The 9,538-nt window shown below is 65.1% G+C and carries 12 protein-coding genes and 1 pseudogene; 7 read left to right on the top strand and 6 right to left on the bottom strand.

The window, feature by feature from the left end; all coding sequences use genetic code 11:
• Window positions 1–148 precede the first annotated feature (148 nt).
• The 5 genes from Q0O97_RS14110 (at window position 149) to Q0O97_RS14090 (ending at window position 2,551) form a co-directional block, all read left to right on the top strand.
• The gene (locus Q0O97_RS14110; protein ID WP_294930571.1) at window positions 149–787 is read left to right on the top strand and encodes a hypothetical protein; all 639 of its coding nucleotides are present in this window, start codon (window positions 149–151) and stop codon (window positions 785–787) included.
• A gap of 11 nt (window positions 788–798) precedes the next feature.
• Window positions 799–1,032, top strand: coding sequence for a hypothetical protein (locus tag Q0O97_RS14105; RefSeq protein WP_294928138.1), 234 nt, complete (start codon window positions 799–801; stop codon window positions 1,030–1,032).
• 372 nt (window positions 1,033–1,404) lie between these two features.
• Window positions 1,405–1,857 carry a GNAT family N-acetyltransferase gene (locus Q0O97_RS14100; protein WP_294930568.1) on the top strand — a complete coding sequence of 151 codons (453 nt, stop codon included), beginning with the start codon at window positions 1,405–1,407 and terminating at the stop codon, window positions 1,855–1,857.
• A 77-nt stretch (window positions 1,858–1,934) separates the two neighbouring features.
• Window positions 1,935–2,183 (top strand): hypothetical protein, encoded by a 249-nt coding sequence (locus Q0O97_RS14095; protein WP_294930565.1) that lies wholly within the window; start codon window positions 1,935–1,937, stop codon window positions 2,181–2,183.
• 209 nt (window positions 2,184–2,392) lie between these two features.
• Entirely contained in the window at window positions 2,393–2,551 is a 159-nt protein-coding gene (locus tag Q0O97_RS14090) for a hypothetical protein (RefSeq protein WP_294930562.1), read from the top strand.
• Window positions 2,552–2,870: 319 nt separating this feature from the next.
• Here Q0O97_RS14090 and Q0O97_RS14085 read toward each other — a convergent pair whose 3' ends face one another.
• Genes Q0O97_RS14085 through Q0O97_RS14075 form a run of 3 tightly spaced genes read right to left on the bottom strand, consistent with a single transcriptional unit; the run spans window position 2,871 to window position 3,563 of the window.
• Window positions 2,871–3,116, bottom strand: a complete 246-nt coding sequence (locus tag Q0O97_RS14085) for a hypothetical protein (RefSeq protein WP_294930559.1) — start codon at window positions 3,114–3,116, stop codon at window positions 2,871–2,873.
• A 1-nt stretch (window position 3,117) separates the two neighbouring features.
• On the bottom strand, window positions 3,118–3,441 hold the full coding sequence (locus tag Q0O97_RS14080) for a hypothetical protein (protein WP_294930556.1): 324 nt from the start codon (window positions 3,439–3,441) through the stop codon (window positions 3,118–3,120).
• Window positions 3,438–3,563 (bottom strand): hypothetical protein, encoded by a 126-nt coding sequence (locus Q0O97_RS14075; RefSeq protein WP_294930553.1) that lies wholly within the window; start codon window positions 3,561–3,563, stop codon window positions 3,438–3,440. Before Q0O97_RS14075 ends, Q0O97_RS14080 begins: the two co-directional genes overlap by 4 nt.
• Before the next feature lie 83 nt (window positions 3,564–3,646).
• On the opposite strand from Q0O97_RS14075, the pseudogene Q0O97_RS14070 reads away from it, so the two are divergent.
• Window positions 3,647–3,841, top strand: a pseudogene (locus Q0O97_RS14070) (helix-turn-helix domain-containing protein); the annotation flags it as partial.
• Window positions 3,842–3,928: 87 nt separating this feature from the next.
• On the opposite strand, the gene hisI reads toward Q0O97_RS14070, so the two are convergent.
• Window positions 3,929–4,285 carry a phosphoribosyl-AMP cyclohydrolase gene (gene hisI / locus Q0O97_RS14065; protein ID WP_294930551.1) on the bottom strand — a complete coding sequence of 119 codons (357 nt, stop codon included), beginning with the start codon at window positions 4,283–4,285 and terminating at the stop codon, window positions 3,929–3,931.
• 69 nt (window positions 4,286–4,354) lie between these two features.
• Here hisI and Q0O97_RS14060 point away from each other — a divergent pair, with 69 nt between their 5' ends.
• Window positions 4,355–4,786, top strand: a complete 432-nt coding sequence (locus Q0O97_RS14060; RefSeq protein ID WP_294930548.1) for an iron-sulfur cluster assembly scaffold protein — start codon at window positions 4,355–4,357, stop codon at window positions 4,784–4,786.
• Window positions 4,787–5,144: 358 nt separating this feature from the next.
• On the opposite strand, the gene recG is transcribed toward Q0O97_RS14060, so the two are convergent.
• Together recG and ligA are read right to left on the bottom strand one after the other, a co-directional pair.
• Entirely contained in the window at window positions 5,145–7,259 is a 2,115-nt protein-coding gene (gene recG / locus Q0O97_RS14055) for an ATP-dependent DNA helicase RecG (RefSeq protein WP_294930545.1), read from the bottom strand.
• Window positions 7,235–9,502: an NAD-dependent DNA ligase LigA gene (gene ligA, locus Q0O97_RS14050; RefSeq protein WP_294930542.1), complete on the bottom strand. Its 2,268-nt coding sequence runs from the start codon at window positions 9,500–9,502 to the stop codon at window positions 7,235–7,237. The genes recG and ligA overlap by 25 nt, the downstream gene beginning before the upstream one ends.
• Window positions 9,503–9,538: the final 36 nt, after the last annotated feature.

Below are 9,538 nucleotides of genomic sequence, written 5' to 3'. Positions count from 1 at the left end.
GCAGCGTCGATCGCATCGAGGGATGGATCGTCACCGGCAAGGCCCCGGTCCAGCACCACATCGACAAGACCATCCCGCCGCGCTGAACTTGTAACGACCGCTTACAACATCGCCCGCCTCGCGCGGGCTTTTTTCGTGAGGAAACGCCATGAGTTTCACAGCCCACCATGCCGGGCCGGTCCTTGACCTGATCGGCAAATACGAGAGCCGGGGCGATTACGATATCGTCTATGGTGGCATCCCGGCCAGCCTGCGTCCGCAGAGGTTGACGGCCATGAGCATCGCCCAGGTGCAGGATTGGCAAAACAACGTCGTCGCGCGCGGTGCGGACAGTTCCGCCGCCGGGAAATACCAGATCATCCGCAAGACGCTGGCCGCGATCATCCAGCAGACCGGCATCAGCACGGCCCGGAAATTTGACGCGGCAACGCAGGATGAGATGGCCATGCATCTGCTGCGGGGCAGGGGGTTCCAGCGGTTTCTGGATGGCCAGATCGACTCCGAGGACATGGCGCTGGCGCTGGCCAAGGAGTGGGCTTCCCTGCCTGTCCCTCGCGATATGCGGGGCGCATCCCGGCAGATCAAGGCGGGCCAGTCCTATTATGCGGGTGACGGCCTCAACAAGGCCCATGCGACCGTTGCCGAGGTGGAGCGGGCGCTGGCCATCGCTCGCGAGCGGTATCGCGCACCTGTCCCGCCAGCATCCCCCAACCACGACCCCGACATGACGCCCGTGATGGTCATCGCCGCAGTGGCCGTGGCCGTCCTCGTCTACCTCACCCTCTGAAAGGATAACCCATGCTCAAAGGTGTAATCGCACTGGGAACCCGCTATGTTCTCTACGCCCTGTCAGGGGCGCTGGTGGCCGCAGGGGTCGCACAACTCACCGGCCCGGATAACATCTGCCTGTCCATCTCTGCCGCTGCCGACTGGACCGCTGGCGGGCTGGCGCTCCTGCTCAGTGGAGGGGCCACGTTCGGGGTCACCGCGATCTGGTCGCGCATCGTCAAGCGCATCGGCGGCGTGACCTGACCTGGCTTATAGCAGGGGCGGCCGATGCCGCCCTTGTCGCCCTCGGGGTGATGGTCGTGATCGGCGTTGACGGTGGCAGGGTGCCTCGCGATGCAGCGGGGAGCGAAGCGCTTATAGCGAGCGCTGGTATGGCACCTGCGTGATGCCTTCCGCCGGATCGGGGACAAGGCCGGCTGGGGAAGGCCCTCGGGTGCCGCGGTGTCGCATGTCGCTTTGAGCCCAAAGCGGTCATTGAAACGGATGGTCGGGTAGCCTATTCTCTGTCTGTCACAGAAGGAGATTTATGCACAGAGGCTTCGATTGAACCGCATGTAGCGGCATCGCTTGGCACATGGTTGCCGATCCTTTTTGCATGATTTCTGTGGAGTTCTCATGGAGAACCAAAACGTGTTGATCCGGCCCTTTGATGCGGCAACGGATCTGAAAAAACTGTCCAAGATCTGGTTTGAGGCTTCGATGAAGGCCCATCCCTTCATTGGTGAGAAAAGGCTGACCGAACAGCGCGGGCTGATCGAGGAGGAGTATCTGCCAAAGGCAGAGACTTCAGTGGCGTGCCTAGATGGGGAGCCTGTTGGCTTCATCAGCCTCCTAGGGACCTTCATTGGCGGGCTGTTCATCTCGCCAGACCGCCAAGGCCTTGGCGTTGGCCGCGAACTTATCGCTGATGCTCTGGCCCGAAAGGGGGAGCTTTCCCTTGAGGTTTACACCGAGAATGTGCAGGCCGTTCGCTTCTATAGTCGCCTAGGTTTTCGCGAGACTTCTCGGCGCGATATCGACGACTTCGGCTTTCCGTTCCCGAATGCGACACTGAGTCTGAAGGGATGATAGCAGGTCGGGCGGGGCTTCAGTGCCTCGCCCGACCGTCCGCTCCGTCCCGCACAGCAGACGCTTTACAGCCCGAAATGCTGCGCCCCGTGTCCGGTGACCGGTTCGAGGAATGCCGCCGCGCAGCATCGGCGAAGCTCGACCGTCGGCAAAGGGCCGGCCACGATTTCGACTGGCTCGCGGATCCCTGCGACCGGCCGGCGCGGGTCCCGTCCGGCTGGATCAGTGATGCGCAGGTGGAGAGCCTGTGGCGGCAGGATCGCCTCGCGCTGCTGAAATGCGGCGACAAGGTCGAGGTGCTGTCGGGCAGGTCGGTGACGCGATGATGTGGGAGATCGTGAAGGTGGCCTATGCTGCGTTTATCGTGGTCGGGATTATGGTCGTGGTGGGTGGGGCGAGGTGAGCATCAACGAATGTTGTCAGTGTTTTCCTCGGCCTGTTAGATAGTTACTGTGGACCCGGTGTAATGACCGACCACGATCCCCATCTCTTATTCATCAGACGGTATCTTCCGCTGATAATGGAGGACCCATTCATGGGCACCGAACACAAGCAAGGCCAGCAGGGCCAGCAAGAAGACCCCATCAAGATGCCCGGCGAAGGCCAAAGCAGCGAGAAGCCGCAGCCGGATCGCAAAAATCCTGATGGGAGCAATGAATCCCAGGCTGCAAAGAAAAGTCGCCTGCCCGGTTGAGAACTCTCTGGCTGATGTAATGAGTTTCGGGCGAGGGAAACCTCGCCTTTTTCATTCGCATGGCGCGACCGCAGTCAGCGGGGAATTGGAGATGGAGAGATGAAGCGCAAGGAGCATAGAAGTGAGCAAGATAAGCTCAGAGCAGCGGTGCGTCTGCTTGATGCCCAGGATTACCGCTCTGAGATAGACGGGGCCTTTGAGCAAGCGGTCGCAGATCTGGGCCTTAGCGCCGAGCATTCCGATGATCTCCGCTCAAGAAAGGCGAGGCAGGACAAATGGGATCGGAATTACGATTCCCTCGGCTGATCGCGCATCCCGGTCATGGCTCGATCACCATCGTGGCGCGCTTGACGCGATAGCCTCGGTCGTGCCAACGCTGGACGAGGATTGCAAACTCGCCCGGGTCGCGGCTGGCGGCTCCTGCGTTCCTGCGCCATGCCTCGGCTTCCGTGCGCCCGAAGGTGTTGGGCGGGATGTAGCCCCAGATCTCGTCGCGGTGCTTTTCGTCCCACGGCGACAGCGGCGGGACGATGACAAAGCCCTCAACGGTGATGCGGTCGGTCATGTCATTCCTCCCACAGATACGGGCGTCCAGCCTCGCCGCCGTGCATGTCCACCAAGACGCGCATGTCGTGCAGCAGGTTGGCGTTGAACAGCAGGTGTTTCTTGGTCATTCGGCTTCCCCGCGTCGGGCCTGCAATGGACCGGATCAGGGCAATCACATGCTCCATTTCATCGGCATTCCGATGGATCAGTCCCCGGATTTCGTCGTGCGTCATGCGCGGGTTGCCTCGCTCGAAAAACTTGGGGTTCGGGTATCTGCGGATGGCTTCTTCGCCGCTGATCTTCCCGTTGATCCCGAGGAACGTGCGGTTTCTGGTCGCGGTCATTTCGGCTCTCCCGTGGGCTGGGTGAGGGCGGCACGGGCCTCGGCCTTCCACGGTCCAGGTGTGATCTCGGATATCAGCCGTTCAAGGTCGGCGGTGGTGGGTTTTGTCTCGGTAGTGCCCATTTCAAGATTCCTGTTTTGGGCACGATTTGTCTCGGTGTGCGTTTCAACGTGGTCCGTTGATAAGCTTGAGAATTTGTATAGTCCTCAATCATCTTTACGGCGGCATGGATGAACCCGAACTGAAGATCATCGACGTATTCATCTGCAAGCTGCGCAAGAAGCTTTCGCAGGTCAGCGGTGGAGAGAGTTACATCGACACGGTCTGGGGCCGCGGCTACGTCCTGCGCGAACCCGAGGATGCGATGATCCCCGGCGAAAGGCTGGCCATCGGGGCCTGACCCCTGCGGGTCATCGCGGCATATCGGCGGATCCCTGAAGGCCGGAACCGCCGCCGGTCCTGCCTTTGGGCACGAGAAGGGCGCGTTTCAGGGATCGGGCGCGATGATCTCGATTTCGGCGCCGTTGCGGATGGCGGTGTAAAAGCAACTGCGCCGGTTGGTGTGGCATGCCGGGCCGTCCTGCCTGACGATCACCAGCAGGCAGTCGCGGTCGCAATCGACCCGCATCTCGACCAGATGTTGCAGGTGGCCCGAGGTTTCGCCCTTGACCCAGAACGCCTGGCGGGAACGCGACCAGTAGGTGACCCGGCCCGTTTCCAATGTGTGGGCCACGGATTGCGCGTTCATCCATGCCATCATCAGCACCTCGCCCGAAACGTGATCCTGGGCAATGGCCGGGATCAGGCCCTGCGCGTCGTATTTAAGGCTGACCGGGTCGAACATGGGTTTCCTTTCGATGGCACCGCACCTATCTAACCGGCAAGTCGCCAGCGCGAAAGGCCGGTTAGCAACATGTCCGACAGCGAGTTGATGCAGCTTTATTCCCGCCGTATCCTGGCGCTGGCCTCGGCGATTCCGCATCTGGGCAAGCTGTCCGACAAGACAGGCAGCGCGCATCGCCGTTCGCCGCAATGCGGGTCGTCGGTGGATGTGGACGTGCGGCTGGAACACGGGCGTATCGCCGATTTCGCGCAAGAGGTGCGGGCCTGCGCCCTTGGCCAGGCGTCGGCGAGCGTTCTTGGCGCCGGGGTGATCGGGCTTGACCGCGACGGGATCGCCGCTGCGCGCGAGGCACTGGTTGCCATGCTCAAGCAAGGCGGCCCCGCGCCGACAGGTGTTTTCGCGGGATTGGAGGCGCTGACCCCCGCGCGCGACTTTCCCAACCGCCATGCCTCGATCCTGCTGGCATGGGACGCCACGCTGGCGGCTATCGACGCGGCGTAAGGCAGCCAATCGCCTGTCTGGTGCCCGGAACGGCACGGCCAGCGGTATTCGATGAACCAAACGAAATGAAAAAGCCGACCCGCCAAGGGGTCGGCAGTTGCGCGCAAACGAATCCGGGGGACGGATTGCGGCGCACAGGCGACGGCGCCGCTTCGATACGCGGGGCAGGGATGTCAGCCAGCCAGGATCGCCGGCAGCCAGAGAAAGACGACGGTGGCAGCCGAAACGGCAGTAATTCCGATCAGATCAACAAGGTTTTCGCGAGTCATATGAGCCTCCATCTGTGTTGCTCATTTGTTCCCATGATTCGCTGTCGCTGTAAAGAACTTTTTAAGAACATTTAGCGAGACGTGAACATTCACCCCGCGCCAAGCAGCCGGATCGCCTTGTCCTGTTCCATCAGCCACAGCAGGAAACGCACCGCCTGGCCGCGTTCGCCGGCCATCTGAGGGTCGTGTTGCAGGAAGGTTTGCGCGTCTTGCCGTGCCAGCGTCATCAACCCCGCCTGACGTTCCAGGTCGGCGATACGAAAACGCGGCAGGCCCGATTGCGCGGTTCCGATCACGTCGCCCGCGCCGCGCATGGCCATGTCCTCTTCGGCGATGCGAAAGCCGTCCTCGGTCTCGCGCAGGATCTGCAAGCGGCGGCGGCCGGTTTCGGAAAGCGGCTCTTGATAGATCAGCAGGCAGCTCGATGCCCCCGTGCCGCGCCCGACCCGACCGCGCAACTGGTGCAACTGGGCGAGGCCGAAGCTTTCGGCGCGCTCGATCACCATGATCGTGGCCTCGGGCACGTCCACGCCGACCTCGATCACCGTGGTCGCGACCAGCAGGCGCGCGCGCCCGGCGGAAAAATCGGACATTGCGGCGTCGCGTTCCTCGGCTGGCATCTGGCCGTGAACCAGCCGCACCTCATCGCCGAAGATCGCGCGCAGGGCCTGAAAGCGGGCTTCGGCGGCGGTCAGATCGACCTTTTCGCTTTCCTCGACCAGCGGGCAGACCCAATAGGCGCGCGCGCCGCCGTCCAGCGCGCTGCGCAGCCGGGCGACCACATCGTCAAGGCGGCGATCGGGCAGGGCGATGGTCGTGATCGGCTGGCGGCCCGGCGGCTTTTCGTCCAGGACCGACAGGTCCATGTCGCCATATTGCGCCAGCGCGAGCGAGCGCGGGATGGGCGTGGCCGTCATCACCATCATGTCGGGGGGCGCGCCGCCGCCCTTGGCGGCCAGTTCCATCCGCTGCGCGACGCCGAAACGGTGCTGTTCGTCGATCACGGCAAGGCGCAGGTCGGCGAAATTCACGGTCTTCTGGATCACGGCATGGGTGCCGACCAGGATGTCGATGCGCCCCTCGGCCAGGTCGGTCAGGATATTGGCGCGTGCATCGCCCCGGTCGCGGCCCGTCAGGACCTCGATCCGCACGCCGGCCAGCCGCGCAAGGGGTTCGAGCGCGCGGAAATGCTGGCGCGCGAGAACCTCGGTCGGGGCCATCATCGCGCCCTGTCCGCCCGCCTCGACCGCGATCAGCAGCGACAGGAAGGCGACCAGCGTCTTGCCCGCGCCGACATCGCCCTGAACCAGCCGGTTCATGCGATGGGGCTGGGCCATGTCGGCCTCGATCTCGGCCACGGCGCGGGTCTGTGCGCCGGTCGGCGGCCAGGGCAGCCCCGCCAGCACCTTGGCGCGCAACGCACCATCGCCCCGGTTGACCTGTCCCGCCCGCCGCCGCCGGTCGCGCCGCACCAGCGCCAGCGTCAACTGATGGGCCAGCAATTCGTCATAGGCCAGCCGTGCGCGGGCCGGGCTGGCAGGCGAAAGATCCGCGACCGAGCCGGGCGCATGGGCCTGCGCCAGCGCCGCCTGCCAGTCGGGCCAGCCCTCGCGGGCCAGCAGGGCAGGGTCGATCCATTCCGCGATTTGCGGCACGCGCTGCAAGGCGGCCTGGGTGGCGCGCTGGACGACGCCCTGCGTCAGGCGGCCCGAAAGCGGATAGACCGGCTCGAACTCGGGCGGCAGGGGGTCGGCGTCGGTGCCGATATGGTCGGGGTGGACGATCTGGCGCTGGTTGTCGAACAGCTCGATCTTGCCCGAGACGACACGGCGCTGGCCCGGCGGCAGTTGCTGCTGGATCCAGTCGGCGCGCGCGTGGAAAAAGACCAGTTGCAGGTCCCCGGTCCCGTCGCTGCAATGGACCCGCCACGGCCTGCCGCGTGCGGTGGGCGGGTGGTGGCGCTGGACAGTCAGCGCGATGGTCACGTTTTCGGGCGGCTGCGCCTGCGCCAGCGCGGTGATGCGGCGGCGGCTGACGCCCGAATGGGGCAGGGTCAGGATCAGGTCGCGGGGCCGCGTCACGCCCATCTGGGCGAAGGATTCCAGCGATTTCGGACCGACGCCGGGCAGCGAATCCAGCGCGGCGAACAGTGGGAAAAGTGACGGCGGGCGGCCGCGCGTCACCGGGCTGCGAGGGTCAGCCATTCGTCTTCGTCCATCACCTTGACGCCAAGCTCGGCCGCCTTGCGCGCCTTGGAACCCGCGCCCGGTCCCGCCACCAGCAGGTCGGTCTTGGCCGAGACCGAACCGGCGACCTTGGCCCCAAGCGCCTCGGCGCGGGCCTTGGCTTCGGCCCGCGTCATGCGTTCCAGCGTGCCGGTGAAGACGATGGTCATGCCGGAAAGGGCGCTGTCGGTGGCGCGGGCCTCGGGCGGCAGGATGGTCAGGTGGCTGGCCAGCCGGTCGATCGCGGCGCGTTCCTGCGGGTTGGCCAGCGCGTCGGATAGCGACATGGCCAGCACCGGGCCGATCCCGTCGGCGGCGATCAGGTCGGACCACGCAGCTTCCGCCTGGGGCGGCAGGTCGCATTCGGCCAGTGCGGCGGCGCGGGTTTCCGACAGGCGGGCGCGGCGGCCCTCGGCGTCGGCAGCCTCGCGTTCGGCGCGGATGGCGCCCTCGGCGTGGCGCAGGGCAAGGGCGGCGGGGCGGGCAAGGTCCAACGCGTCGCGCAGCGCCTGCCACGAGCCGAAATGATGCGCCAGTTCCTGCGCCGCGACCTCGCCCAGGTGGCGGATGCCAAGCGCGAAAAGGAAGCGGGCCAGCGCGATCTCGCGCCGCCGGTCGATGGATTGGAACAGGTTCAGGGCGCTTTTCTCGCCCCAGCCCTCGCGGTTTCTGAGCTGCGTCAGCTTGCCGGGGCCGTAGCGGTCTTGCAGGGTGAAGATATCGGCAGGCTCGGCGATCCAGCCGTCGCGGAACAGTTCTTCGGCAACCTTGGCGCCCAGACCCTCGATGTCAAAGGCGGCGCGGGACACGAAATGACGCAGCTTTTCAACGGCCTGCGCGGGACATATCAACCCGCCCGTGCAGCGGCGGATGGAATCGCCGGTCTCGCGTTCGGCGGGGGATCCGCATTCGGGGCAGGTCTGGGGAAACGGGTAGGGCGCCGCATCGGCGGGGCGCCGCGACAGGTCCACGTCGGCGATCTTGGGGATGACGTCGCCGGCGCGATAGACCTCGACCCAATCGCCGATGCGGATGTCCTTGCCGCCGCGGATCTCGCACCCGTCGGCGCTGACGCCGGCGATGTAATCCTCGTTATGGAGCGTTGCGTTGGACACGACGACGCCGCCCACCGTTACCGGATGCAGCCGCGCCACGGGGCTGAGCGCGCCGGTGCGGCCCACCTGGATGTCGATCGCCTCAAGCCGGGTCCAGGCGGTTTGCGCGGGAAACTTGTGCGCGATCGCCCATCGCGGCGTGGTCGAGCGGAAGCCGAGCCGTTCCTGCAAGCCCAGATCGTTCACCTTGTAGACGACGCCGTCGATGTCGTAATCCAGCCCGGCGCGCTGCCGTTCGACCGATTGCCAGAAAGCCATTATGTCCGAAACGGAATTACAGATCGTCATCAAGGGGTTGGTCTGGAAACCGTAACCTTGCAGGGCCTCGACCGCCTGCATCTGGGTCGGCGCGAAGGGGGCCGAGATCTCGCCCCAGGCATAGGCGAAGAACCGCAAGGGACGCGAGGCGGTGATTGCGGCGTCAAGCTGACGCAGCGACCCGGCGGCGGCATTGCGCGGATTGGCGAAGCTGCGGCCCGTGGGGGACTGGTTCAGCCGGGCAAAATCGGCGTGGGTCATATAGACCTCGCCCCGGACCTCCAGCACGTCGGGGTAGCCGTGGCCGTTCAGCGTTTCGGGAATGTCGGCGATTGTGCGCGCGTTCGCCGTCACGTTTTCCCCGACCGAGCCATCGCCCCGCGTCGCCGCCTGCACCAGCCGCCCGGATTCGTAACGCAGCGACAAGGACAGCCCGTCGATCTTCGGTTCGGCGGTGAGGGTCAGCGGCGCATCGGCGGGCAGGTTCAGGAAATTGCGGATGCGCTGGACGAAATCGGCGATCTCGTCTTCGGAAAAGGCATTGGCCAGCGACAGCATCCGCTGCCGGTGCGCGATCTTGCCGAAGCGGCCATCCGGCGCGGCGCCAACCTTGCCGGTCGGGCTGTCGGGCAGGGAAAGCTGGGGAAAGCGGTCCTCGATCCCCGCAAGGTAGCGCTTGGCGCGATCATATTCGGCGTCGTCGATGAAGGGCGCGTCCTGGCCGTGGTAGGCGATATCGGCCTGCGCCACCAGTTCGGCCAGTTGCGCCGCAAGCCGGGCGGCGCGGCTTTCGTCCAGTTCCTCGACCGGCACCAGGGATGCCAGCAGATCCTTGCCCTCAACGTCCATTCCGCGCCCGTCCCAAATGATGCCATGCCGTGATAA

Origin of the sequence: uncultured Paracoccus sp. (assembly GCF_945915435.1) — a bacterium.
Classification (GTDB): Bacteria; Pseudomonadota; Alphaproteobacteria; order Rhodobacterales; family Rhodobacteraceae; genus Paracoccus.
The sequence above is the reverse complement of the archived record's forward strand: the minus strand, read 5'-3'. Positions and strand labels throughout refer to the sequence as shown.

Bases quoted from the DNA above. Each gene is read 5' to 3' on its own strand.
- ligA (WP_294930542.1), bottom strand. From the start codon at position 9,502: ATGGACGTTGAGGGCAAGGATCTGCTGGCATCCCTGGTGCCGGTCGAG.
- Q0O97_RS14085 (WP_294930559.1), bottom strand. From the start codon at position 3,116: ATGACCGACCGCATCACCGTTGAGGGCTTTGTCATCGTCCCGCCGCTG.
- Q0O97_RS14075 (WP_294930553.1), bottom strand. From the start codon at position 3,563: ATGGGCACTACCGAGACAAAACCCACCACCGCCGACCTTGAACGGCTG.
- Q0O97_RS14090 (WP_294930562.1), top strand. From the start codon at position 2,393: ATGGGCACCGAACACAAGCAAGGCCAGCAGGGCCAGCAAGAAGACCCC.
- hisI (WP_294930551.1), bottom strand. From the start codon at position 4,285: ATGTTCGACCCGGTCAGCCTTAAATACGACGCGCAGGGCCTGATCCCG.
- Q0O97_RS14080 (WP_294930556.1), bottom strand. From the start codon at position 3,441: ATGACCGCGACCAGAAACCGCACGTTCCTCGGGATCAACGGGAAGATC.
- recG (WP_294930545.1), bottom strand. From the start codon at position 7,259: ATGGCTGACCCTCGCAGCCCGGTGACGCGCGGCCGCCCGCCGTCACTT.
- Q0O97_RS14100 (WP_294930568.1), top strand. From the start codon at position 1,405: ATGGAGAACCAAAACGTGTTGATCCGGCCCTTTGATGCGGCAACGGAT.
- Q0O97_RS14105 (WP_294928138.1), top strand. From the start codon at position 799: ATGCTCAAAGGTGTAATCGCACTGGGAACCCGCTATGTTCTCTACGCC.
- Q0O97_RS14110 (WP_294930571.1), top strand. From the start codon at position 149: ATGAGTTTCACAGCCCACCATGCCGGGCCGGTCCTTGACCTGATCGGC.
- Q0O97_RS14060 (WP_294930548.1), top strand. From the start codon at position 4,355: ATGTCCGACAGCGAGTTGATGCAGCTTTATTCCCGCCGTATCCTGGCG.
- Q0O97_RS14095 (WP_294930565.1), top strand. From the start codon at position 1,935: ATGCTGCGCCCCGTGTCCGGTGACCGGTTCGAGGAATGCCGCCGCGCA.